Origin of the sequence: Inquilinus limosus DSM 16000 (assembly GCF_000423185.1) — a bacterium.
Classification (GTDB): domain Bacteria; phylum Pseudomonadota; class Alphaproteobacteria; order DSM-16000; family Inquilinaceae; genus Inquilinus; species Inquilinus limosus.
In genome coordinates, this window is the sequence record NZ_AUHM01000001.1 from 347847 (window position 1) to 372033 (window position 24187).

The window sequence follows — 24187 nt, forward strand, 5'->3', positions numbered from 1 at the left end:
GCCATCCAGGGGGCCGTCCACATATGGATGGCCACGCCCCTTCGGGGCTTGCCATGACGGGTCAATGTTTCGGGCCATAGGTATAAGTCGTCGCCACGCACTGCGCAGCAACGCAGCGCCCGATCCGCAAGGCTGATCCCGGTCCTTCGCCGCCCTCCCCGCCTCCCCGAGCCGCTAGGATGGCGCGCCCCGACTCGCGCGGGGCGGGAGGAAGCGGCAACAATGAATCTGAGCCAGTCCGAGATCCACACCATCGTGCTCGGCGCCCTGCTGGCGCTGTTCCTGTCGGCGCTGGACCAGACCATCGTCGCCACCGCGCTGCCGTCGATCGGGCGCGAGCTCGGCGATTTCGAGCTGATCTCCTGGGTCGTCACCTCCTATCTGCTGACCTCGACCTGCGCCACGCCGATCCTCGGCAAGCTCAGCGACCTGTACGGCCGCCGGCTGATGCTGCTGGCGTGCCTGGTGGTGTTCCTGATCGCCTCGGCGCTGTGCGCCCTCTCCTCCTCCATGACCATGCTGATCGCCGCCCGGGCGCTGCAGGGGCTGGGCGGCGGCGGGCTGCTGACCCTGGCCCAGACCGTGATCGCCGACGTGGTGGCGCCGCGCGAGCGCGGCCGCTACGCCGCCTATTTCGCCACGGTCTGGGCCGGCTCCGCCCTGATCGGCCCGACGCTGGGCGGCGCCCTGACGCAATATGCCGGCTGGCCCTGGATCTTCTGGATCAACCTGCCGCTCGGCCTCGTGGCGCTCGCCATCGTCGAACGGTCGCTGCGCAAGCTGCCGGTGCCGCGGGTGCGGTCGCGGATCGACTTCACCTCGGTCGGCCTGCTCTCGCTCGGCACCGTGGCCCTGCTGCTGGGCCTGTCCTGGGGCGGCACGGCGTTCCCCTGGGCCTCGCCGCCGGTCATCGCCACGGCGGCGGTCGCGATCGCCGGAAGCTGGCTGTTCTTCCGCCGCCAGGCGCGGGTGGAGGAGCCGGTGCTGCCGCCGCGCTTCCTGGGCGACGCCGTGGTCGGGCCGGTGCTGCTGTCGGTCTTCCTGGCCTTCGGCGGCTATCTGGCGCTGGCGGTGCTGGCGCCGACCTATCTGCAGGTGGCGCTGCGGGCCGGGACCGGCGAGGTCGGGCTGATGATGATCCCGCTGATGGTCTCGACCACCGTCACCGCCTCGCTGTCCGGCCGCTACATCACCCGCACCGGCACCTATCGCCGGCCGCCGGTGATCGGGCTGCCGGTCGCGATCCTGGCGGTGCTGGCGCTGGCCGCGGTGGCGACCCATGCCACGCCGCTCGTCGCCTCCGGCCTCCTGATGATCGTCGGTCTCGGCGTCGGGCCGATCTTCCCGGCCAGCATGGTGGCGGCGCAGAACGCGGCGCCGGTGCGCGACCTGGGCGCGGTGACCGGCGCCATCGGCTTCTCCCGCGCCCTGGGCGGCGCCGTCCTGGTGGCCGCGGGGACGACCCTGGTGCTGGGCCTGATCGTGGCCTGGAGCCCGTCCGTCGCCTCGGTCTCCGGGCTGGAGGAGCTGGTGCGCCGGCCGCTGACCGAGGCCGAGCGCGGCGACGTGGCGCGCGCCTTCGCCGTGCTGTTCGCGGCGGTGGCGGCGGTCTTCGCCCTCAGCCTCCTGACCTATCTGCGGGTGGAGCACCGGCCGCTGCGGACCCAGACCCATGGCGGCGGCGATGGCGGCGGTGCTGGCTAGGATCGCCGGGTCGCCACGCCCCCATAGGCGTAAGGGGCTGAGCTCGTCATGACGGCTTTGGACGCGCAGGCCCGGGAATCAGGGAACCGGCCGTCTTTCCCAGATCGGCTGGACGGCGAAGCGCTCGACCAGGAAATCCACCACCGCGCGCACCTTGGGCGCCAGGTTGCGGTTGTGCGGCCAGACCGCGTAGATGGCGCCGAACGGGTTCTCGTAATCCGTGAGCAGCGGCACCAGGCGCCCGGCGGCGATGTCGGGGCCGACGATGAAGTCCGGCGACAGCGCCACCCCTGCGCCGGCCCGCAGCGCCGCCAGGGTCACCTCGGCGCTGTTGGCGCGCAGCCTGCCGTCGACCCGCACCGTCTCCAGCCGGCCGTCCGGGCCGACGAACTCCCACTCGTTCTGGTCCGTGGCGTAGCTGTAGAGGACGCAGTCGTGACGGGTCAGGTCGGCCGGATTCCGCGGTACGCCGTGGCGCTCGAGATAGGCCGGCGCGGCGCAGACCAGCCGGCGGCAGGGGGCGAGGCGGCGGGCCACCAGGCTCGAATCCTGCAGCCGGGTGATGCGGATCACCAGGTCGAAGCCTTCGGCCACGACGTCGACGAAACGGTCCTCGAAGATCGCCTCGACCCGCAGCTCGGGCCAGCGCGCCAGCATTTCCGGCACCAGCGGCGCGACGTATTCCCGGCCGAAGCTGGCGGGCGCGTTCAGCCGCAGCACGCCGCGCGGCTCGGCCGAGAGATGGGTGATCGCCCGCTCCGCCTCCTCCACCTCGCGGGCGACACGGAGGCAGCGCTCGTAGAAGTCCTGCCCGGCATCGGTCGGGCTCAGGGTGCGGGTGGTCCGGTTCAGCAGCCGGGCGCCCAGGCGGTCCTCGAGCTTCGCGACCTGCTTGCTGACCGCGGATTTCGACAGGCCGAGCCGCGCCGCCGCGGCCGAGAAGCTGCGGCAGTCGACGACCTGGGCGAAGACGATCATGGCGCCGGGCATGTCCATGGGGCGCAGGCTCCACGAGCCGCCGCCTCGGGTCAATGACGGAGCGGTGCGGTGGTGGTCAGCGCAGCGCGGCGAACCGGCGCGGCGCCGCAGCATTCCTCTCTAATCCATTGTTATTGCAAGATTCTTTCCTTGAAATTCGCCCGCGGCTTCCCACATGGAAGTTGCGCCGGTTGCCTGCCCTGCCGGGGACCGGCGGTCCTGAGGGAGCTCCGGCTCTCCCGGACCTTCCTCAGCCCATGTTGCTCACTTCGAGGATATGGAAGGAGGACCGAATGATGCGTGATCTGATCCCCTGGGCCCGCAGCCGCTCGGCGATGCCCTATCGCGACGAGGACAGCCCGCTGCTGTCGCTGCATCGCGAGATGAACCGCCTGTTCGACGAGGCGTTCCGCGGCTTCGGCTCGACCTCGCTGTTCGGCCGCGGCACCGGCTGGCCGAACCTGGAGCTGGCCGAGACCGACAAGGCGGTGACCGTGTCGGCCGAGATCCCCGGCCTGGACGAGAAGGATGTCGAGGTCACCCTGGCCGACGGCATCCTGACCATCCGCGGCGAGAAGAAGTCCGAGGTCGAGGACAAGCAGCGCCACTTCAGCGAGCGCAGCTATGGCCGCTTCGAGCGGCAGATCGCGATCGGCCACGAGGTCGACGAGGACAAGGTCGAGGCGTCGTTCAGGAACGGCGTCCTGACCGTCACCCTGCCGAAGACCGAGCGCGCGCAGAGCAAGGCGCGCCGCATCGCGATCAACGGCGGCGGCCAGAAGAAGGCGGCCTGACCGGCCGAATGCCGGAAGCGCCGGGGCGGTTCGCGCCGTCCCGGCGCTTTTTCATGCGCGGCCAGGTCATGCACGCTCCGCCGCCTGCTGCAGCGCCGCGACGGTCTCGCGCAGGCCGCGCGACAGCGGTTTGTCCCGGCGCAGCACCAGGCCGAGCCGGCGGTACAGCCGCGGCGACAGCGGATGGGTGACCAGCCCCGCCGCCTGCTCGACCGCCATGCTGGGCAGGACCGCGCAGCCCAGGCCGGCGCCGACCAGCTCCTTGATCGCCTCGACGCTGCCCAGCTCCATCACCGGCTTCGGGCTGATCCCGGCCCGCGCGAACCAGTCGTCGACGATGCGCCGCGTGTGCCCGCCCGGCTCGTACAGCACCACCGGCCGGGCGGCCAACGCCGCGGGCGTCACCGCCGGCGGCAGGTCGTCCGCCTCGGCCGGGGCGACGGCGACGAACTCCTCCTCCATCAGCGGCGTCACGGAAAAGGCACGGCCGGGCGCCGGCAGGGTGACGAGGCCGAGGTCGAGCGCGTTCTCCTCCAACAGGCGCAGGATGCCCGCCGTGTTGCCGGTGCTGACCACGATCTCCAGCGAGGGCAGCCGCCGGCGCAACGCCCGCAGCACCGGCGGCAGCAGATAGATGCAGGCGGTGGCGCCGGTGCCGAGCCGCACCCGCCCGGCGGCGCCGCCGGCATGCGCGGCCATGGCCTCGGCCGCCGCCGCGACCTCGGCCTCGATCCGCCCGGCATGGACCAGCAGCTCGCGCCCCGCCGCGGTCGGCGTGGCCCGCCGGCCGACCCGCTCCACCAGCCGGACACCGAGCCGGGTCTCGAGCTGCCGGACCTGCAGGCTGACGGCCGGCTGGGTCAGGTTCAGCCGGGCCGCGGCGCCCGAGAAGCTGCCGGCCCGGACCACCTCGGCGAAGGTGCGGAGCTGGTCGAGGTTGAGTCCGCGCATCCAAAGAAATCCTTATCCTCTGCATTGAATATCCAAATTTCCCTTATCCGTCACAAAGCTGCAATCTCGCCCGTGTCCGCCACCACGGCCGCCGCAGATGCTTCGCCCTGTTCCTTTGCTGTCGGAAATGCTGCACTGGCTCGCCGCCTCGCCGCCTCGCCGCAGTCGCGCCGGCGCCAGATCGAGATCCTGCGCGGGCTCGACGACCGGCGCCTCGCCGATCTCGGCATCAGCCGCGGCGAGGCGCTGCGCGGACGCCCCGACCCCGACCGAGAGACCGAAACGACCATGCCCGACCGTCACCTCGCCTCCCCGCCCGCCCCGATCACCGTCCGCGACGCGGCCGAGGCGGACCTGCCGGCGGTGCAGGCGATCTACGCCCGCCACGTGCTGCACGGCCTGGCCAGCTTCGAGGAGACGCCGCCGGATGTGGCCGAGCTGGCGGCGCGCCGGGCGGCGGTGCTGGCCCAGGGCCTGCCCTATCTGGCGGCGGAGATCGACGGAAGGCTGGTCGGCTACGCCTATGCCGGCGCCTACCGGCCGCGCCCGGCCTACCGCCACACGGTCGAGGATTCGGTCTATGTCGCCGACGGCCAGGCCGGCCGCGGCATCGGCCGGGCGCTCCTGGGCGCGCTGATCGAGCGCTGCGAGGCCGGCCCCTGGCGGCAGATGGTCGCCGTGATCGGCGACAGCGGCAACACCGCCTCGATCACGCTGCACGAGCGTCTCGGCTTCCAGCGGGTCGGCCTGCTGCAGTCGGTCGGCTTCAAGTTCGGCCGCTGGGTCGACAGCGTGCTGATGCAGCGGGCGCTCGGCCCCGGCGACGCCGTTCTGCCGGGACCATGGCCGGGCCGTGGGGCGTGATCCGCCGCGGCACCGTCTTCTGCCTCGGCCTGGCGCAGCTGATCAGTTGGGGCACCACCTACTACCTGATCGGCGGCTTCGGCCCGCGGATCATCGCCGAGACGGGCTGGAGCCACACCCTGGTGCATGGCGGCTTCTCCGCCGCCCTGCTGATGATGGGGCTGTCCTCCGCCCGGATCGGGCGGCTGATCGACCGCCTGGGCGGCCGGGCGGTGATGACGGCGGGGTCGGTGCTCTCGGCCCTCGGCTGCTTCGGCCTGGCCCTGGCGCGCGACCCGCTGCCCTATTACGCCGCCTGGCTGGTGCTGGGCCTGGCGATGCGCTGCACCCTCTACGACGCCGCCTTCGCCGCGCTGGCGCGGATCGGCGGGCCGGAGGCGCGCCGGCCGATGGCGCAGATCACCCTGCTGGGCGGCCTGGCGTCGACCGCGTTCTGGCCGATCGGCGAAAGCCTGGCCTCCGCCTTCGGCTGGCGCGGCGCGGTCTTCGCCTATGCCGGCTTCGCCCTGCTCACGGTGCCGCTGCACCTCGCCCTGCCCTCCGGCAGCGACAACGCGCGACCGCGGCATGCCGCGCCGGCGGCCGCCCCCCTGGCCGGAAGCCGGCGCGAGCACTGGGTCGCCGGCGCGCTCTACGCCCTGATCGTGACCCTGACCAACATCCTGAACGCCGGCATGTCGGCGCATATGATCGGCATCCTGGCCGGGCTGGGCCTGGCGGCACCGGTCGCGGTGTGGATCGCGACGCTGCGCGGCGTCGGCCAGTCCGGCGCGCGTCTGGCCGAGGTGCTGTTCGGCGGCGGGCTGTCGCCGCTGGCGCTGACCCTGGGCGCGTCGGCCGTGCTGCCGGTCTGCTTCCTGGCCGGGCTGTGGGGCGGGCAGGTGCCGGCGGCGGCGATCGCCTTCGCCTTCCTCTACGGCGCCGGCAACGGCCTCCTGACCATCACCCGCGGCACGCTGCCCCTGGTGCTGTTCGACCCGCGCCGCTACGGCGCCATCGCCGGCCGGCTGCTGGTGCCGGGCTTCCTGTGCTCCGCCGCCGCGCCGATCGCCTATGCCGCGCTGATCGAATGGGCGGGCGAGGCCGCGGCGCTGTGGCTCTCCGCCGCGCTGGCCGCCGTCACCCTGGCCGCCGCGGCGGGGTTGAGCGCCACCTTCCGCACCGGCCGGGCCGTCCGACGCCTGGGCTAATCGGGAACGAAGCCCGCCTCGGTCAGCGTCATCGCCGAGAGGTCGAGCCCCATGCCGCGCGCCCCCTGGACCGCGGCGCGACTGACCGCCGCCATCTGCTCGCGATCGCCCTTCGCCTGCTCGAGCGCGCCCGCCAGCAGCACCCCTTGGACGAGGAGCGCCTCCGCCATCTCCTGCTTGGCGGCGTCGCCTGCGGTCCTGAGCGCGGGCGTCGACGCCATCGACTGCACCACCTGGCGGCGGACCGCGGCGGCGGTCGCGGCGCTGACATCGTCGGTGCGCCCCTGGCTTGCCTGCCAGGCGCTGATCCACCAGACCGTGTAGGCATCGGCGAGGTTGTCGATGACGAGGCCGTATTTCGCCAGCTCCGGGCGCATGCGCTCGATCAGGTCGCCCTGGGCGAACAGCGCCGCGAGATTGTCCGCGCCCTGGGGATCGGCGGCCCTGCTGCGGTCGACGAACCGGGCGAGGTTGGCGCGCCGCCGCGCAAGGTCGGGGCGATAGCGGAACGACGCGGCGTCGACCTCCTGCCCGGGCCGGGGCTGCGCGGCAGACCGGCCCGCCGGCGCGGAGAGGCTTCGGCCGGCATGGTCCTGAAGGCTGATCCGCGGCCCCTCGAACAGCATGGGGCTGATCATCTGATACTGCGCATGGGCTGCGCCGGAAATGAGCAACGCGATGCAGACAGGCACGACCGTTCTGAGGGACATCGCAAATCTCCCGGTCCAAGAATCGCGGTCTAGGAATATTCTCGATGGATGACGTTTGATCGCGCGGCGCGGCTTCTCGCGCGGTGGTTCCGATGATGATGGGGTCGCGAAAACGAGTCTACCTCGGGCGAGCGGACGCGGCTGGCGCCTCTGGGGCTGAACTCGGAAGAAGAAAGAGCATCGGCAAGACGGACCGCCGTATCAGGGCAGATACGCTTCGGCGCCGACGGCGATGATGTCCTCCTCGCTGAGAGACCGATGCCAGTGCGAGTAGAGCGTCTGTCGGTCTGCCGGCAGTTGCACATCCTTCCGCAGGAAGCGATGGATCTCGCGGAACGCCCTGTGCTCGCAGCCGCCCCAGAAGAACGTGCGGCCGAGGTCCGGTGGCCACTCGACCGACCGCAGGGCATCCGGCAGCAAGGAGGTCGTGCCGGCCGGAGCGCCGCGGCGATGAAGCCAGCGCAGCTCGATCCCCGGAGGATGCTGCAACGGCTGCTCCTCGGCGGGACTGTCGATCTCCAGGAAGGCCACACCCCGGGCTCCGGGATCGAGCTGTTCGAGTATCCGGGCGATGCCCGGCAGGCCGGTCTCGTCGCCGGCGAGCACGTAGAAATCCGCCGGCCTTGCGCCATTGGCCGCCGGCCCGAGGATGCCGACGACGTCACCCGGCGCGGCCGCCAGGGCCCATCGTGTCGCGGGACCGGGCTTGTCGTGAAGGGCGAAATCGATCTGGATCTCGCCCTCGGCAGCGTCGATCCGGCGGATCGTGTAGACCCGGGTCGGAAGCCTCCGCCGCTCCGGCCACACCACATGGCCGCGGTCGTCGAGCACCGGCCATTCCGGCGAGGTGACGGCTTTCGGCTGAAAGATCAGCCTGCAATGGAGCTGGTCCGGCCGATCGAAGCGCTCGAGGTCGTCGCCATGAAAGGAGACGCGGAGCATCCGCGGCGTCAGCTGCGCCACGCGCGTGACGCGCAGGATACGCAGATCGTCCGGGAGGGCGGGCCCGGTTTCGTCTCCGGACCAAACGATTTCCGGCTTCTCGCTGGCGGCGATGAAGGTGATCGGCCCGACCAGAGCGTGTTTCAGCCGGTTGAGCGCGCTGCGGTCGGTGGTCTCCACCGCCAGGCTCAGCGTGCCGGGCCCGGCTTCGAGGCTCGCGCATCCGAACGGGGCGCGCACCTTGTAGAGGCCGTCCTCCCGAGCGACGATCGTCATGTCGTGCGTGGCGATCGAGTCCAGGATCGGGTCGAGGAACTCGGCCAGTCTCGGGAACGCGACGACCGCCGTCGCACGATAGACGCGCCGCCCGGGGGAGGTTCGTGTCGGCAATGGCGGCCTCCTACAATGAAACCCAGAGCGGGCCGTCGATGGGCGTCGCCAGGAATCGGGTGTTGATTTCAGCGAGGGTCACGGCCGGGTCGATGTCGCCGCAGCGGTCCGGATGCAGCCACTTCGCGGCGACCTCGAGGAAGAGGAGATTCAGCGGCGGTACTGCGATGAGCCCCGTCCATATGCCGTGGACGCGACGGTTGCGCACGCTCGGCAGCTGATCGAAGCCGGTCCTTTCGGTCAGGCGCTGGAGTCCCTTGCGGGCTTCCGCGGGATCGAGACCGGGCCCGATGGCCGGACGGCCGTTGGAAGCCCAACTGCCGCCCGATGCGATATAGACCTCCTGCGGGGTGACGAGGAGGTCTTCGAGCTGGAGCTTCTGGAACCAGGGCGCGGTCACCCCAGGCAGCACCTTGCCGCCCGCCAGCGCGAGCAATTCGCCCCAAATCCTGTTGCCGGCAGCCCAGCAGCAGTCGTCCACCGTGGACTGGATCTCGAGATAGGTGGCGACAGGCGCCGCGCCGGCCACCCGGGCAGCGACCCGACCGGCATGCTCGTCGAAGAGCTCGATGAAGGCGTGCGCCTTGCTTTGCGCGCCCAGAACCTCTCCCCACATCCGCATGTGCTGGCGCACATCGGCGAGGCGGGCACTCCGTCGTGGTTGCCCGGTCTCGTCGTTGCTCGAGATGTCGCTGAAGATGACTGGGACGCCGAAACGCTCGAGCTGCTCGACCAGGAGGCTCTGCCCGCCTTGCGGAGCCATATAGGCGTTTGCGACGACGAGATCGGGTCTCAGGCTCATCACGCCTTCGATGGAGATCGTGTCGGACGACTGCTTGCCGGCGACCGCGATCCGGCGCCCCTGCTCGAAGCGCTCCTGCAGGAGGTCGCTGTCGATGCGGTCGGTCGCCGCCCAGCCCACCACCAGCGAGGCGGGATCGGGATGCAGCAGCGCCATGCTGATGATGTCGCGCGCCTCCAACAGAACGATCCGCTTCGGCAGCGCCGGGAGACGCACGTCGCGGTCCGCCATGTCGGTCACCCGGAGAGTGCCATCCGAGCGGACGGGGGAAGCCGCAAGGACGCCGAGGGCTATCGCGCCGCAGAAGGTGCGTCGATCGAGGACCACGGAACTCACCACCTGTAGCGCAGGCCGGCCAGCACCTGCCGGCCGTCGCCGAACTGGCAGTAGATGTTGGAGCTGCAGCTCGAATAGTAGTCCTTGTCCAGGAGGTTCGTGACGTTGAGCGTGGCTTCGAGGCCCTCCAAATTCGGAATCTTCGCTCCGAAGTCATACCGGAGCGCGGTGTCGACGAGCGCGTATCCGTCGGTTTCCACCGTGTTCGCATCATCGGCGTAGCTGGAGCCGACGACGCGAACGCCACCTCCGATCGTCAAGCCCGCAAAGGCCCCGCTGTCGATCCTGTAGCTCGCCCAGATCGACCCGAAGTGGTTCGGCACGGCCTGGGGCCGTTTGCCGATATTCGCGGCGACGCTCGATTCGGAAATCTCGGTGTCGAGCAAGGTGAGAGCGGCAATGAGCTCCAGGTTGGCCGTGAGATTGCCCCTCGCCTCGAATTCCAGCCCACGCGAATGGACCTCGCCCTGCTGGGCGCTGAAGCCCGGGACAGCCCCCGGCGTCAGCACGTTCTGCTGGCGAATGTCGAAAGCGGAGAAAGTGAAGAGCGCGTCGAGACCGGACGGCTGATACTTCAGGCCGATTTCGTATTGCTGTGCCTTCGTGGGCTCGAAGGGGGCGCCGCCCGCATCGACGCCGATCACCGGCTCGAAGGACGTCGAATAGCTCGCATAGGGCGCCAAGCCGTTGTCGAACAGATAGAGCAGCCCCACCCGGTAGCTGGTCGCCTCGCTCGACTGGTCCGACGACGTTCCGGCCAGGCGGTTCGTCGTGTCCTGCTCCGTCCAGTCGCGCCGGACCCCCAGCACGGCCCGGAAGCCGCCGAAGCTCAGCTGGTCCTGCACGTAGACGCCCATCTGCCGCAGCGTCTGGTCATTGTCGATCACGGCTGAGAGCGGACCGACAGGTTGCCCATAGCGCGGGTTCGCGACATCGAGCGGCGTGGCCGCCCCCATCAGATAGCGCCAGCCGCTGCTCGAGTTCTGATAGTCGACGCCGGCGAGAATGGTGTGATGGACAGCGCCGGTATCGAAGTTGAATTCAGCCTGATTGTCGAAAGAGAGGCCGCCGACATCCTCGATCGACCGCAGTGCATGACGGGGGATCAGCCCGGCGGCCGTGATCGGCCCCGACATCTGGAGAGATTTGAAATCGATGTCGACGTGCGAATAGCGCAGGTTCGATCTGACGGTCACTCGTTCGCTGAAGCGATGCTCGAAACTGTAGCCGATCCCGTATTGCTCGCGCTCGAAGGAATCGAAGTCCGGGTCGCCGATGTTCAGATCGCGGTCCAGATCGGGCCGGTAGGCGGCGGGCGCCAGCGAACGGGGATAGAGCGAGTTGAAATAGCCGCCTTCCGGATCCCTCTGGTAGTAGCCGGATATGGTCAGCGTCGTGTCGGCGTCCGGTTGCCAGCGCAAGGCGGGAGCCACGCCGAAGCGCTGCTCGTCGACGTCCTCGTATCGTGTCCCGGACGAGCGGCCGATCATGCTGAACCCATATTGCCAGGCGCCGTCGGCCGTCAGCGCCCCTCTCGATGTCAGCCCACCTTGAATACGCCCGTGGGTTCCGCCTTCGATGCGGATCTCATTGTCGGGGACGTCGGATGGCGAACGGCTGATCTGGTTCACCAGCCCGCCAGGGCTGACCTGCCCGTAAAGCAGCGCCGACGGTCCCTTGAGCACATCGACGTGATCGAGCAGGAACGGATCGATGGATGTCTGGGCGAAGGCCTGCCCGCGCGGCAGCTTCAGCCCGTCGAGATAGCTCACGTAATTGGTGGAGGTCCCGAATGCGCCGAAGCCGCGGAGAAAGACCGAGTCGTAGCGGGTGTTCGTGTCGCGGTCGGAGAGGATGCCGGCGGTGTAGGCCAGGGCCTCGCCGACCGTCTGCGGGTTCTGTTCGTCGATCTGGCGGCGCGTGACCGTCGTCACGGACTGAGGCGTCTCCAGCACGGGGGTATCGGTCTTGGTGGCCGATGTCGTGCGGTCGAGAAGGATCCGGTCGCTGGTGTCCGAGGAAGCGGCGGCGCCTTCAACCACGATCGGGTCGAGCTGCAGGACGGGTTCCTGGGCCGACGCCGCCCCCGTCCCGACCGCGAGCGCACCGGCCGATGCGGCATGAAGAAACCCGAACCGAACCCGCGGCATCATCGCGCCTCTGTCTTGAAAGCGATTATCATTCCTAACAAAACGGGACGGTCCTGTCCATATTATAATTACGATTTATCAACATATTAGAATTGAATTTGATCGATGCTGCGGCTACAGGGGAAGGAGGATCGCCCAATGATGACGGGAAAGAAGGCCCCTGCCCCGCCGGGGTTCACGCATCCATACCGGACCTCGAATCCCGCTGGCGCGAAAGCAGAGGGCTGCATGATTGACCGCAGATCGGCGCGTTCGAGATCCAGAAGCGGACGCCCGCCGAAACAGGATGCCGAAGAACCTGCGATGCGGATCATCGAGACTGCGACCCGGCTCTTCGCCTCTCGAGGCTTTGCCGGAACGTCGGTCGAGCAGGTCGCGGCCGCATGCGGCGCTGGCAAGGACACGATCTATCGGCGGTTTCCATCGAAGGTCGCGCTGTTCGAAGGCGTCGTCGAACACGCGCGCAGCCGGGCCGTCGAGAGGCTGCAGGATCTGGTCCAAACCGACGGCGACGCGCTGGCGCGGTTGAGGAGCCTGCTCCGCTCCTTTCTGACGATCAATCTGGAGCCTGATCTGGTCGCGCTGAAGCGGATCACCTTCAGCGAGGCCGTCGTGTTCGAGAAGAAAGGCCCCATCCCCTCGCAACCGGATCCACTGATGGCGAGGCTCGTGGAGGCCGTCGAGGCAGCCCAGGCCGAGAGGCTCTTGCGCCCGGGCGACGCCTCCTCCATGGCAGCCCATCTCATCCACAGCGTGGTGGCCATTCCCACCACGCACGCCATGCTGGGAGGAGCCGATTACGAGGGGAAGGAGGCCCAGGACGCGCATTTTGAGCAGGTCTGGAACTGGCTGATGACAGGCGTCGCAGCACCGGCCGACCCGCGCACTGCAGCCACACGCGGAATTGACGTCGACTGAAATCGGGTCGGTGGGAAACGCGCCCGGCAGGCCTCCCGCCCGTCCACGATCAGGTCGTTGCGCAGGACCACCGCGACGGAGGACGCTGCGTCAGCCCCGGTGACGCAACGCCTCGACCAGCAGACCGAGCGCCGCCGAGGGCTGGCGCCGGCTCGGGTAGTACAGATGGTAGCCCGACCAGGGCGGCGACCAGTCGTCCAGCAGCCGTTCCAGACGGCCCGCGGCGAGATGGGCTGCGCCAGGTCCTCCGGCACAAAGGCGAGACCGAACCCCGAGACCGCGGCGTTCAGGACCTGGAAGATGGTGTTGAAGACCAGCTGGCCCTCCACGCGCACCCTGATCTCGCGGCCGTCGCGTTCGAACTCCCAGGCGTAGAGGCCGCCATAGGTGGGAAGGCGCTGGTTGATGCAGCTGTGCGCCAGCAGATCCTGCGGCGTCTGCGGCCGCGGCCGGCCCGCGAGATACGAGGTCGCGCCGACCACCGCAAAGCGGATATCGGGACCGATGCGCACCGCGATCATGTCGCGGGCGACCTGTTCGCCCAGGCGCACGCCGGCGTCGTAGCGCTCCGCGACGATGTCGGTGAGACCGTTTTCGACGGTGAGCTCGACCTTGATGTCGGGATAGTTCGGCAGGAACGTCTCCAGCTTCGGCCAGAGGATCGTTTCGGTCGGGTGGTCGCCGGCGGTGATGCGGATCGTGCCGGCGGGCCGTTCCCGGAGCTCGCTCACTGCGGCCAGCTCGGCATCGATCTCCTCCAGCCGCGGGGCGACGGCGTGCAGCAGCCGCTCGCCGGCTTCGGTCAGTCCGACGCTCCGGGTCGTCCGGGTCAGGAGCCGGACGCCGAGCCGGGCTTCGAGCTGGCGAACGGTCTGGCTCAGCGCCGATTGCGAGACGCCCAGCTTCGCGGCGGCGCTCGTGAAGCTCCGGTCCCGCGCCACCGCGACGAGAACCACCAGGTCATCCAGGCTTCCGCTCTGCATTCAACGCCGTCGCTTACAGGTCCAGATGACTTTATACCTCCCGCCCGCAGGGAACGCGCCCTTGTTCCGCTCAGGCCACCTCCGGCAGCCGGTCGAGGAACTTGTCGAGCGTGATCGGGTAATGGCGGACGCGCGCGCCGGTGGCGTTGTAGACCGCGTTGGCGACCGCCGCGCCGACCCCGCAGATGCCGAGCTCGCCGACGCCCTTGGCCTTCATCGGCGAGGCGATCGGGTCGGTCTCGTCGAGGAAGATCACCTCCTGGTGCGGGATGTCGGCATGGACCGGCACCTCGTAGCCGGCGAGGTCGTGGTTGACGAAGAAGCCGTGGCGCTTGTCGACCGCGAGCTCCTCCATCAGCGCCGCGCCGACGCCCATGGTCATGGCGCCGATCACCTGGCTGCGCGCCGATTTCGGGTTGAGGATGCGGCCCGCCGCGCACACCGCCAGCATGCGCCGGACCCGGATCTCGCCGGTGGCGGCGTCGACCGCCGCCTCGACGAAATGCGCCCCGAAGGTCGATTGCTGGTACCGCTTGTCGAGGTCGCCGTACTCGATCATGTCCTCGGCCACGAGCCCCTCCGCGCCGGCGGCTTCGGCGAGCGGCACGGTGCGGTTGCCGGCGCGGACCATGCCGTCGGCGAAGACCGCGTCGGCGGAGTTGAAGCCGAGCTTCGTCGCCACCGCCTGGCGCAGCTTGACGCAGGCCGCATAGACGCCGGAGGTCGAGTTGGCGGCGCCGAACTGCCCGCCCGAGCCGCACGAGACCGGGAAGCGGGAGTCCCCCAGCCGGACCACGACCTTGTGCAGCGGCACGCCCATCATCTCCGCCGCGGTCTGGGCGATGATCGTGTAGCTGCCGGTGCCGATGTCGGTCATGTCGGTCTCGACCGTCACATCCCCGCGATCGTCGAGGCGGACGCGGGCGCCCGACTTCATCAGCAGGTTGTTGCGGAAGGCGGCGGCCATGCCCATGCCGACCAGCCAGCGCCCCTCGCGGGTCCGGCCGGGCTGCGGGTTGCGCCGGTCCCAGCCGAAGCGCTCCGCCCCCATGCGCAGGCATTCGACGAGGCGGCGCTGCGAGAAGGGCCTGTCGGGGTTCTCGGGATCGACCTGGGTGTCGTTGAGGATGCGGAACTCGACCGGGTCGAGGCCGAGCTTCTCCGCCATCTCGTCGACCGCGATCTCCAGCGCCATCATGCCCGGCGCCTCGCCCGGCGCCCGCATGGCGTTGCCTTCGGGCAGGTCGAGGGCCGCGAGCCGCGTCGCCGTCATCCGGTTGGCGCCGGCATAGAGCAGCCGGGTCTGGTAGACCGCGGCCTCCGGACCGCCGCCCGGCAGGTCGCCCGACCAGCTCTCATGGCCGATGGCGGTGATCCTGCCGTCGCGGGTGGCGCCGATGCGGATGCGCTGGATCGTCGCCGGACGGTGCGTGGTGTTGTTCATCATGAACGGGCGCGGCAGCGCCACCTTCACCGGCCGCCGCGCGGCGCGGGCGCCGAGCGCCGCCAGCAGCGCATCGGACCGGACGAACAGCTTCCCGCCGAAGCCGCCGCCGATGAAGGGCGAAACCAGGCGGACATTCTCCTTCGGAATGCCGAGAGTCTTGGCCACGTCGCCCACGCCCCAGTCGATCATCTGGTTCGAGGTCCAGAGCGTCAGCCTGTCGCCGTCCCAGGCGGCGATCGAGGCATGCGGCTCCATCATCGCATGCGACTGGTCTGGCGTGGTGTAGGTCTCGTCGAGCTGGACCGGCGCCGCGGCGAAGGCGCCGGCGAAATCGCCGACGGCGGTATCCGCCGGGCCGCCGAACCCGGCCTTCTCGATGGCGGAGTCCTTCGCCGCCGCGAGGTCGAACGCGCCCTCGGCCCGGACATAGTCGACACGGACCAGCTGCGCCGCGGCGCGGGCCTGCTCGAAGGTCTCCGCGACGACCACCGCGATCGCCTGGTGATAGTGCTGGATCTCGGGGCCGCCGAAGAGCCTGGCGGTGTTGAAGTCGCCCTTGCCGAGGGTGCCGGCATCCTCCGCGGTGACGATGGCGATCACGCCGGGCGCGGCCTTCGCATCGCTGAGGTCGATCGAGGCGATCCGGCCCTTGGCGATGGCCGAGCCGACGACATAGCCGTAGGCCGGGTTGCGGACGACATCGTGCCGCTCATAGGCGTAGGGCGCCGTGCCCGTGGTCTTGAGCGGGCCGTCGATCCGGTCGGTCGGCCGGCCGACGACCTGGAGCCGGTCGATCGGATTGGTGGTGGCGGGGGTATCGAACTTCATGTCTCAGGCCCTCGCTTCGGCCAGCACCGCGGCGAGCGTGCGCTCGGCCAGCGGCAGCTTGAAGGCGTTCTCGGGGGTCGGCTTGGCGCCGGCCAGCAGCTGCTCCGTGACGGCCTTGGCGCTGCGCGGCAGCTCGGCCTCGGCGGCCTCGACACGCCACGGCTTGTGCGCCACCCCGCCCAGGGCGACGCGCCCGGTGCCGTCGGGCTGCACGATCGCGCCGACCGAGACCAGCGCAAAGGCATAGGACGCCCGGTCGCGCACCTTGTGGTAGATCTGCCTGCCGCCGACCGGCCTGGGCAGCGTGACCGTGGTGATCAGCTCCCCGGGCTCGAGCGCCGTCTCCACATGCGGCGTGTCGCCGGGCAGGCGGTGGAACTCGGCGATGGGGATGCTGCGTGCCGCGCCGTCGGCCTTCACGGTCTCGACCGTCGCGTCGAGCGTGCGCATCGCCACCGCCATGTCGCTGGGATTCGTCGCGATGCAGGCATCGCTTGTCCCCACCACCGCAAGCTGGCGGCTGAACCCGCCGATCGCGGCGCAGCCGCTGCCGGGCTGGCGTTTGTTGCAGGGCTGGTTGGTGTCGTAGAAATAGGGGCAGCGGGTCCGCTGCAGCAGATTGCCCGCGGTCGTCGCCTTGTTGCGCAGCTGGCCGGAGGCGCCGGCGAGCAGCGCCCGCGACAGCAGGCCGTAGTCGCTCCGCACCCGCTCATCGGCGGCGAGGTCGGTGTTGCGCACCAGCGCGCCGATGCGCAGGCCGCCTTCCGGCGTCTCCTCGATCTTGTCGAGCGCGAGGCCGTTGACGTCGATCAGATGCGTCGGCGTCTCGATCTCGAGCTTCATCAGGTCGAGCAGGTTGGTGCCGCCGGCGATGAATCTGGCGCCTTCGGTGCGCGCGGCCGCAGCGGCGGCCTCGGCGGGGGTGCGGGCGCGCTCGTAGGTGAAGGCCCTCATGCCTCCCTCCCCGCGACCTCGGTGATCGCCTCGACGATGTTGGAATAGGCGCCGCAACGGCAGATGTTGCCGCTCATCCGCTCGCGCAGCTCGGCCTCGGTGAATTGCGGCCGGGCGGTGAGGTCGGTGCTCACATGACTGGGGACGCCGGCCTTGATCTCGTCCAGCACCGCCACGGCCGAGCAGATCTGGCCCGGCGTGCAGTAGCCGCACTGGTAGCCGTCATGCTTGACGAAGGCGGCCTGCATCGGATGCAGGCTGTCGGGCATGCCCAGCCCCTCGATCGTGGTGACGCTGTCGCCGTCATGCATGATCGCCAGCGTCAGGCAGGCGTTGATCCGCCGGCCGTCGACCAGCACCGTGCAGGCGCCGCACTGGCCGTGATCGCAGCCCTTCTTGGTGCCGGTGAGGTGCAGGTGCTCGCGCAGCGCGTCGAGCAGCGTGGTCCGGGTGTCCAGATCGAGGTGACGGACCTGGCCGTTCACCGTGAAGGACACCTTCGACAGGGTCGGCGCGCCGGCGGCGCCGGCCTGCGCCTCGGCGACGGACGGCGCCGCCGTCATCGCCGCGGAGGCGGCGGTCCCGATCATCAGGTCGCGCCGCGTCATCGCGAGCTCTCCAGGGTTGTGCATGTGGCGTCCCAATCCGTTCTTGGTCAGCTGTTGGCGACCGGCCGGTCGCGAGCCTTGGCGGCAGTCCAGATGTCGCAGCGAGCTCGGGGCGCAATGGCCGCGGCCGCCCGTTCTGCGAATGTAGAGGGGAAACGGCACCGGATTAGGGGTCCGGATCCGAATGCGCTTATAAGCGGGTCTTCTTAATGGGCCCGCGCCGGCTCACGAACGCCAGGAACGCCGAGCCGCACAGCAGGGCGGCGCTGGCGCCGAAGGTGGCCTGATGGCCGCTCAGGTCGAACAGCAGCCCCCCAAACGCCGCGCCCGCCGTGATGGCCAGCTGGATGGTGGCGACCATCAGCCCGCCGCCGGCTTCCGCGTCGTCCGGCAGCGTCCGGCTCAGCCAGGTTCCCCAGCCGACGGGTGCCGATGTGCCGAGCAGGCCCCACCCGCCCAGCAGCACCGCGGCCCCCAGCGGCCAATGGCCCAGCGCGATCAGCGCGACGGCGATCGCGGCCATGCCCAGCGGGATCGCGACCAGGACGCCATGGAGATGCGCCTTCAGGGCGAAGCCGATCAGCCAGGTGCCGACCAGGCCCGCGACGCCCAGGACCAGCAGGATCAGGGACAGCGTCGAGACGTCCGCGCGCGTCACCGTCTCGAGGAACGGCCGCAGATAGGTGAACAGCGCGAACTGCCCCATGAACAGAAGCATGACCGCCGCCATGCCGGACGGGACCTGCGGGCGGCGCAGGACCCTGAACACGGCCCCGGCGTCGCGCCGCCGCTCCGACGGCATCGACGGCAGGCTCGCCATCTGCCAGGCGAAGGTCAGGGCGGCCAGGGGGACCACGCAGAAGAAGGCGCCCCGCCACCCGAGATGGGCGCCGAGGAAGCTGCCGAGCGGCGCCGCCACCGTCGTCGCCAGCGCGTTGCCTCCGTTCAGCACGGCCAGCGCCCGCGGGACGGCGTCGGTGGGAACGAGGCGCATGACCGTGGCCGTGGACATCGACCAGAAGCCGCCGATGGCGACCCCGAGAAGCGCGCGGCCGGCCATCAAGACGGCGAAGTTCGGCGCGAGCGCCACGATCGCGCCCGACGCGACCATCAGCATGGTGAAGGAGAGCAGCACGATCCGGCGGTCGACCCGGCGCGTGGCCGCCGACACGAAGAGGCTGGTCAGGACCGCGAAGATGCCCGATACGGAGATCGCTTGGCCCGCCTGCCCTTCGGTCATCCGAAGATCGGAAGCGATCGGGGTCAGGAGGCTGACCGGCATGAATTCCGATGCGATGAGCGCCGAGACGCAGAGCGTCATCGCGAAAACCGCCCCCCAGGCCGGGCGGCGCGAGGATGTGACGCCGCCTTCCGCGGCGATTGGCACGCTCATCGATGTCCTCGAGACTGCTGAACTGCTTGACGGCCGCGGCATGGGCGGACCGCCAGAGCCGGTCGGCCAACCCCTAACCGCGGGTGCGGTCGGTTCGAAGGCCCGCCGGATCAGCAGCAGGATATAGAGGGCGTGGGAGCACGCGATTAGCCGGCAGAATACGCATGGAGCTAGAAGCCGGTCTTATAAAAGGCAGCGATTGCGCGTACCGTCGCCGCTAGGCCGAGCGGGCCCAGTAGGCCTCGCGGCGATCCACCACCAGGTCGTTGCGCGGGCTGCGGCCGACATCCTTGCGGCCGCCCTTCACGTGGTCCATGAAGCGGCCGAGGCAGGAATTGATCAGCACGTGCTTGGCGCGCGCGCCGATGCCCTCGGCGATGTCGTGCGACCTGTGGCCGGCCTGCTCCACCTGGCGGCGCACCACGTCGAACAGATAGGCGTCGTGGAACTCGTACTGCCGGAACAGCTCGTCCTCGGTGTACAGCCGCTCGAAGGCCGCCAGCATCTGCCGCGTCGCCGGGTGGCGGAGGTTGTAGGCGATGAAGCCGCACTCCGAATAGGTCGGCCGCTTCAGACAGCCGACGAAGCAGTCCGGCGGGACGAAGCTCTCCAGCTCCTCCCGGCTCGGCGCGGCGAAGAACAGGCTGTCGGCGTCGACCCAGATCAGCACGTCGGTGTCGGTGTGGGCGGCGGCGTGGAAGATGGCGAAGGCCTTATGGGCGAAGCGCACCGCATCCCAGCGGAAGCCCGATCCCCAGTTCCGCTCGCCCAGCTTGATCCGGTTCTTGTAGGGGTTGCGCGACAGCCGGAAGCGGTAGCGCTGGGTCTGGCCGTGCGCCAGCGGGTTGTCGGCGTGCCGGCGCTTGAACGCGATCAAGTCCGGGCAGCTCTCGATCAGGTCGCGCACGATGATCCGGCTGCTCGGCACCTCCGGCTCGAAATTCTCCCGATAGAGGATCAGGGGGATCTCCTCCGGCCAATGCCGATCGAAGGTTTCGATCATGCGTCGGCCGTATTCGGCGTAGCCGGCAGCGTGGCAGGTCGTGACGACTGAGAATGTCCGCATGGGCTCGGGTCAAGGCGACGCTGGATCGCCATCAGCTGGATTGCGCAGGATCTTCGGGCTCGAAACGTTCGGGGGGACGCTGCGTTCCCGAAACCTCGCCATACGCGACCATAACGGGCCGGGTCGCCGCCGGTGAAATTACCCTTTGGTAATGGAGAAATGCGCGGCCCTCCGCCGACCGCGCCCGCTACGAGGCCGCGCCGGAGGCCTTCGCCCTGCGCGCATTTGTCACGACCGAGTCGAGCAGCCCGGGGAACTTCGCCTCGAGATCGTCCAGCCGCAGGGAGATGAAACGCTGCGTCCCTTCGATCCGCGTCCGGGTGACGCCGGCCTCGCGCAGCTTGGCGTAGTGGTAGGACAGAGCGGTCTTGGTGGCGGCGTCGCCGAAGCTGCTGCAGGAGACCTCGCCCACCTCGGACAGCGTGACCACGATCCCGAGCCGGGTCGGGTCGCTGAGCGCGGCCAGGATGGTGACGAGGTCGAGCTGGTCGCGGTCGGGATGGAAGGGCGGACGCATGCCGCAGATCTAGTCGATCCGTTCCGACCTTTCAATGTTCAACGACATTCGAACAATCCGCTTGACGGCCAGGCCGGGGGCGGCCGTATAGTTCAAATATCATTGAACAATGGAACCTGACCGATGCCCGCCTCCCTGGTCTGGCTCGCGATCGGCGCCTTCGCCATCGGCACCGAAGGCCTGATGATCGCCGGGCTGCTGCCCGCGATCGCCACGGATTTCCACAGCTCCGTCGCCGCGGCGGGGCAGCTGATCACGATCTTCGCCCTCGCCTATGCCGTCGGCTCGCCGATCCTGTCGGCGCTGTGCGGCGGCCTCGACCGGCGCCGGCTGCTGGTCTTCGCCCTGCTCGCCTTCGCCCTGGCCAACCTGCTGGCGGCGGTGAGCCAGAGCCTGTGGCAGCTGATCGCCGCCCGGGTGCTGCTGGCGCTCAGCGCCGGGCTGTTCATGCCCACAGCCTATGCCGTGGCCGCCTCCCTGGTTCCGCCGGAACGGCGCGGACGGGCGATCGCCACGGTGACCAGCGGCATGACCATCGCGACCGCGCTGGGCGTGCCGCTCGGCGCCTGGATCGGCGGCCATGCCGACTGGCGGTCGACCTTCCTGATCGTCGCCGGCCTCGGCCTGGCCGGGGTGGCGGGGCTGCGCTTCGGCCTGCCGGCAGCGCTGCCGCTCGGCGCCTCGACGCTGGCCGAACGGCTGGCCGTCGCCCGCCGGCCGGCGGTGCTGCAGGCCCTGCTGGTGACCTTCTTCTGGATCGCCGCGGCCTTCGCCCTCTACACCTTCATCGCGCCCTATCTGGAACGCACCGCCGGCCTCGGCCCCGACGGCATCAGCCTGATGCTGTTCCTGTTCGGCATCGGCTCCGCCATCGGCAACGCCGTCGGCGGCCAGCTGACCGACCGGATCGGCCCGACCCGGCTGCAGCTCGGCGCCCTCGCGATCCTCACGGTCGCCCTGGCCGGCCTGTCCGCCGCGACCGCCCTGCCGGCCGGCCAAGCGCTGGTCGCAGTGGTGCCGCTGATGCTGGCCTGGGCCGTCGCCGGCTGGGCCTTCCACCCGGCGCAGACGACGCGGCTGATCCGCCTGGCGCCGGAGGTCGGGATGATCGCGGCGTCGCTCAATTCGTCGGCGCTCTACGCCGGCATCGCCTTCGGCTCGGCCCTGGGGACCGCGGCCCTGGCCTGGGGCGGCGTCACCATCCTCGGCTGGGTCGGCGCCCTGTCCGCCGCCATCGCCCTCGCCCTGCTGGCGGCGACGGCACGGCGCCGGGCGATCGCGAGCCAGCCGGCGTGAGAAGGGCTCACGCTCCGGCCGCCTGCCTCCGGCGATAGGCCCGCCACTCCTCGCGGGTGATCTCCCACAGCTCGGAGGTCAGGCGGCCGGAGACATAGTCCTTCTCCGTCGTGGCGATCACGCGCATGCCGCATTTCTCCGAGATCCGGCGCGACGCCGCGTTCTCCACCGCCTTGGGCACCCGCAGCACAGGGAAGCCCAGATCCTCGAACCAGTAGTCGGTCACCCGGTCGCTGGCCTCGGTCATCAGGCCCTGGCCGTGCCAGGGCAGGCCGAGCCAGAAGCCGCGGTTTTCCGTCTCCCCGGCGATCAGGCCGATGCAGCCGATCAGCTCCTCCGGGGCGGTCCTGAGGCGCAGCGACCAGTGCCACGCCTCGCCCCGCGCCATGGCCGGCAGGAGGACGTCGCGCAGATGGCTCAGCGCCCCGTCCCGCGGATACGGCCAGGGGACCTGGGCATTGAGGTGGCGCACGATCTCCCAGTGCGGAAACAGCCGCTGTACCGCCGCGGCATCGGCCAGCTCCAGCGGGCGGAGGATCAGGCGGCGGGTCTCGAGGACGGGGATCGCGGTCGTCATCCCCGGACGATACCAGCCGCCGGACCCGATCGTCTCCTCCCAGGAAACAATCCTGTGCCGGATCGGCGGGTTATCCCGCCTCGCTCCGAGGGTTACCTTTCGCTCGCAGCAAAGGCTGCCTGCTCGAAGGGAAACCATCCGATGACGAAGGTCCTGGTCCTCTACTACAGCTCCTACGGCCATATCGAGACCATGGCGACGGCGGTGGCCGAAGGCGTCCGCGAGGCGGGCGGCGAGCCCACGATCAAGCGCGTGCCCGAGCTGGTGCCGGAGGAGGTCGCCCGCGCCTCCCATTTCAAGCTCGACCAGGCGGCGCCGATCGCCACCATCGACGAGCTGGCCGATTACGACGCCGTGATCTTCGGCGTGCCGACCCGCTTCGGCATGATGGCGTCGCAGATGAGGAACTTCCTCGACCAGGCCGGCGGCCTGTGGATGAAGGGCGCCCTGATCGGCAAGGTCGGCAGCGTCTTCGCTTCGAGCGCGACCCAGCATGGCGGTCAGGAGGCGACGATCCTGAGCTTCCACACCTTCCTGCTGCATCAGGGCATGGTGGTGGTCGGCCTGCCCTATTCCTTCCAGGGCCAGATGACGCTGGACGAGATCACCGGCGGGTCTCCCTACGGCGCCACCACCATCGCCGGCGGCCAGGGCCAGCGCCAGCCGAGCGCCAACGAGCTCGCCGGCGCCCGCTTCCAGGGCGCGCATGTGACCAAGATCGCCTCGAAGCTGAAAGGCTGAGAGGCTGCTAGTATGACGCCGCCGGGCCTCCCCCGGCGGCCGAAGGAGGAGACGATGGGTCTGCTGATCGAGGGCCGCTGGACCGACCAGTGGTACGACACGAAATCGACCGGCGGGCGCTTCGTGCGGCAGGAGAGCGCCTTCCGCGGCAAGGTGACGGCCGACGGCGGCTCCGGCTTCAGGGCCGAGCCCGGCCGCTATCACCTCTACGTCTCCTACGCCTGCCCCTGGGCGCACCGCACGCTGATCGTGCGGGCGCTGAAGAAGCTCGAGGACGTGATCTCGGTCGACGTGGTCGACCCGTTCATGGGCGCCCAGGGCTGGACCTTCGACGACATCCGCACCGGCGTCCGGTCGCCCGGCGCGACCGGCGACCGGGTGAACGGCAAGGCGGCGCTGCACGAGGTCTATACGCTGGCCAGGCCGGACTACACCGGCCGGGTCACGGTGCCGGTGCTGTGGGACAAGCAGACCCGGACGATCGTGAACAACGAGTCGGCCGAGATCATCCGGATGCTGAATTCGGAGTTCGACGAATGGGCCGAACGGTCGGTCGACCTGTCGCCGGCCGACCTGCTGCCCCAGATCGATGCGATCAACGCCGAGGTCTATGACCGCGTGAACAACGGGGTGTACAAGGCCGGCTTCGCCACCGACCAGGCGGTCTACGAGGAGGCGGTGACCGGGCTGTTCGAGATGCTGGACAGGCTGGAGGCCCATCTGTCGGCGCATCGCTGGCTGGTCGGCGACCAGCTGACCGAGGCCGACATCCGGCTGTTCACCACCCTGCTGCGCTTCGACCCGGTCTATCACGGCCACTTCAAGTGCAACCTGCGGGCGCTGCGGGAGTACCCGGCGCTGTGGGGCTTCACCCGAGAGATCGCGCAGCGGCCCGGCGTGGCCGCTACGATCGAGATGACCCACATCAAGCGGCACTATTACGAGAGCCACCGCACCATCAACCCGACCGGCATCGTGCCGAAGGGCCCTGTGCTGGACCTGGCGGCGCCGCACGGGCGGGAGCGGCTGCCGGAGATGCGGTGAGGGC

Annotated in this window: 22 protein-coding genes and 1 pseudogene; 9 read left to right on the plus strand and 14 right to left on the minus strand. The window is 69.9% G+C overall.

The window, feature by feature from the left end; genetic code table 11:
- Positions 1-222: 222 nt before the first annotated feature.
- Positions 223-1704 (plus strand): MDR family MFS transporter, encoded by a 1482-nt coding sequence (locus G537_RS35895; protein WP_051247656.1) that lies wholly within the window; start codon positions 223-225, stop codon positions 1702-1704.
- 78 nt (positions 1705-1782) lie between these two features.
- Here G537_RS35895 and G537_RS0101690 read toward each other — a convergent pair whose 3' ends face one another.
- A complete protein-coding gene (locus G537_RS0101690; RefSeq protein WP_026868645.1) occupies positions 1783-2700 on the minus strand; it encodes a LysR family transcriptional regulator in 918 nt (305 codons plus the stop codon).
- Positions 2701-2975: 275 nt separating this feature from the next.
- Here G537_RS0101690 and G537_RS0101695 point away from each other — a divergent pair, with 275 nt between their 5' ends.
- Positions 2976-3476, plus strand: a complete 501-nt coding sequence (locus tag G537_RS0101695; RefSeq protein ID WP_034850341.1) for an Hsp20/alpha crystallin family protein — start codon at positions 2976-2978, stop codon at positions 3474-3476.
- Positions 3477-3542: 66 nt separating this feature from the next.
- Here the strand turns inward: G537_RS0101695 and G537_RS0101700 are convergent, their stop codons facing one another.
- Positions 3543-4427, minus strand: a complete 885-nt coding sequence (locus G537_RS0101700; protein ID WP_026868647.1) for a LysR family transcriptional regulator — start codon at positions 4425-4427, stop codon at positions 3543-3545.
- Positions 4428-4499: 72 nt separating this feature from the next.
- On the opposite strand from G537_RS0101700, the gene G537_RS0101705 reads away from it, so the two are divergent.
- The gene (locus tag G537_RS0101705; protein ID WP_211230256.1) at positions 4500-5291 is read left to right on the plus strand and encodes a GNAT family N-acetyltransferase; all 792 of its coding nucleotides are present in this window, start codon (positions 4500-4502) and stop codon (positions 5289-5291) included.
- The gene (locus G537_RS35900; RefSeq protein ID WP_211230257.1) at positions 5270-6481 is read left to right on the plus strand and encodes an MFS transporter; all 1212 of its coding nucleotides are present in this window, start codon (positions 5270-5272) and stop codon (positions 6479-6481) included. The genes G537_RS0101705 and G537_RS35900 overlap by 22 nt, the downstream gene beginning before the upstream one ends.
- Here the strand turns inward: G537_RS35900 and G537_RS0101715 are convergent.
- The 4 genes from G537_RS0101715 to G537_RS0101730 all read right to left on the minus strand — a co-directional run bounded on the left by G537_RS0101715 (position 6478) and on the right by G537_RS0101730 (position 11814).
- Positions 6478-7191 carry a DUF6683 family protein gene (locus G537_RS0101715; protein WP_026868649.1) on the minus strand — a complete coding sequence of 238 codons (714 nt, stop codon included), beginning with the start codon at positions 7189-7191 and terminating at the stop codon, positions 6478-6480. The genes G537_RS35900 and G537_RS0101715 overlap by 4 nt on opposite strands.
- Positions 7192-7392: 201 nt before the next feature.
- The gene (locus tag G537_RS0101720; RefSeq protein ID WP_026868650.1) at positions 7393-8523 is read right to left on the minus strand and encodes a siderophore-interacting protein; all 1131 of its coding nucleotides are present in this window, start codon (positions 8521-8523) and stop codon (positions 7393-7395) included.
- A 10-nt stretch (positions 8524-8533) separates the two neighbouring features.
- The gene (locus G537_RS0101725; RefSeq protein WP_245578868.1) at positions 8534-9556 is read right to left on the minus strand and encodes an ABC transporter substrate-binding protein; all 1023 of its coding nucleotides are present in this window, start codon (positions 9554-9556) and stop codon (positions 8534-8536) included.
- 101 nt (positions 9557-9657) lie between these two features.
- Positions 9658-11814: a TonB-dependent siderophore receptor gene (locus G537_RS0101730; RefSeq protein ID WP_026868652.1), complete on the minus strand. Its 2157-nt coding sequence runs from the start codon at positions 11812-11814 to the stop codon at positions 9658-9660.
- Positions 11815-12114: 300 nt separating this feature from the next.
- On the opposite strand from G537_RS0101730, the gene G537_RS0101735 reads away from it, so the two are divergent.
- Entirely contained in the window at positions 12115-12729 is a 615-nt protein-coding gene (locus G537_RS0101735; protein ID WP_026868653.1) for a TetR/AcrR family transcriptional regulator, read from the plus strand.
- A 290-nt stretch (positions 12730-13019) separates the two neighbouring features.
- Here the strand turns inward: G537_RS0101735 and G537_RS35905 are convergent.
- The 5 genes and pseudogenes from G537_RS35905 to G537_RS0101760 form a co-directional block, all read right to left on the minus strand.
- Positions 13020-13712: pseudogene (locus tag G537_RS35905) on the minus strand (LysR family transcriptional regulator); the annotation flags it as partial.
- Positions 13713-13782: 70 nt separating this feature from the next.
- Positions 13783-15987 (minus strand): aldehyde oxidoreductase molybdenum-binding subunit PaoC, encoded by a 2205-nt coding sequence (paoC, locus tag G537_RS0101745; RefSeq protein WP_026868654.1) that lies wholly within the window; start codon positions 15985-15987, stop codon positions 13783-13785.
- Between the two features lie 3 nt (positions 15988-15990).
- Positions 15991-16941 (minus strand): FAD binding domain-containing protein, encoded by a 951-nt coding sequence (locus tag G537_RS0101750; RefSeq protein WP_026868655.1) that lies wholly within the window; start codon positions 16939-16941, stop codon positions 15991-15993.
- Entirely contained in the window at positions 16938-17573 is a 636-nt protein-coding gene (paoA, locus tag G537_RS0101755) for an aldehyde dehydrogenase iron-sulfur subunit PaoA (protein ID WP_026868656.1), read from the minus strand. Before paoA ends, G537_RS0101750 begins: the two co-directional genes overlap by 4 nt.
- A 166-nt stretch (positions 17574-17739) precedes the next feature.
- Positions 17740-18942 carry an MFS transporter gene (locus tag G537_RS0101760; RefSeq protein ID WP_026868657.1) on the minus strand — a complete coding sequence of 401 codons (1203 nt, stop codon included), beginning with the start codon at positions 18940-18942 and terminating at the stop codon, positions 17740-17742.
- On the opposite strand from G537_RS0101760, the gene G537_RS44200 reads away from it, so the two are divergent.
- Positions 18830-19069 (plus strand): hypothetical protein, encoded by a 240-nt coding sequence (locus G537_RS44200; protein ID WP_162146068.1) that lies wholly within the window; start codon positions 18830-18832, stop codon positions 19067-19069. The two genes, G537_RS0101760 and G537_RS44200, sit on opposite strands and share 113 nt — an antisense overlap.
- Positions 19070-19159: 90 nt before the next feature.
- On the opposite strand, the gene G537_RS0101765 is transcribed toward G537_RS44200, so the two are convergent.
- Both G537_RS0101765 and G537_RS0101770 read right to left on the minus strand, forming a co-directional pair.
- Positions 19160-20008: a hypothetical protein gene (locus tag G537_RS0101765; protein ID WP_155888453.1), complete on the minus strand. Its 849-nt coding sequence runs from the start codon at positions 20006-20008 to the stop codon at positions 19160-19162.
- A 187-nt stretch (positions 20009-20195) separates the two neighbouring features.
- A complete protein-coding gene (locus G537_RS0101770) occupies positions 20196-20525 on the minus strand; it encodes an ArsR/SmtB family transcription factor (protein ID WP_026868659.1) in 330 nt (109 codons plus the stop codon).
- A gap of 123 nt (positions 20526-20648) precedes the next feature.
- Between G537_RS0101770 and G537_RS0101775 the strand changes: the two genes are divergently transcribed.
- A complete protein-coding gene (locus G537_RS0101775; protein ID WP_026868660.1) occupies positions 20649-21821 on the plus strand; it encodes an MFS transporter in 1173 nt (390 codons plus the stop codon).
- Positions 21822-21828: 7 nt separating this feature from the next.
- Here the strand turns inward: G537_RS0101775 and G537_RS0101780 are convergent, their stop codons facing one another.
- A complete protein-coding gene (locus G537_RS0101780; RefSeq protein WP_026868661.1) occupies positions 21829-22398 on the minus strand; it encodes a GNAT family N-acetyltransferase in 570 nt (189 codons plus the stop codon).
- Between the two features lie 141 nt (positions 22399-22539).
- Between G537_RS0101780 and wrbA the strand changes: the two genes are divergently transcribed.
- Both wrbA and G537_RS0101790 read left to right on the plus strand, forming a co-directional pair.
- Positions 22540-23139, plus strand: coding sequence for an NAD(P)H:quinone oxidoreductase (gene wrbA, locus G537_RS0101785; protein ID WP_026868662.1), 600 nt, complete (start codon positions 22540-22542; stop codon positions 23137-23139).
- A gap of 54 nt (positions 23140-23193) precedes the next feature.
- A complete protein-coding gene (locus tag G537_RS0101790) occupies positions 23194-24183 on the plus strand; it encodes a glutathione S-transferase family protein (RefSeq protein ID WP_026868663.1) in 990 nt (329 codons plus the stop codon).
- Positions 24184-24187: the final 4 nt, after the last annotated feature.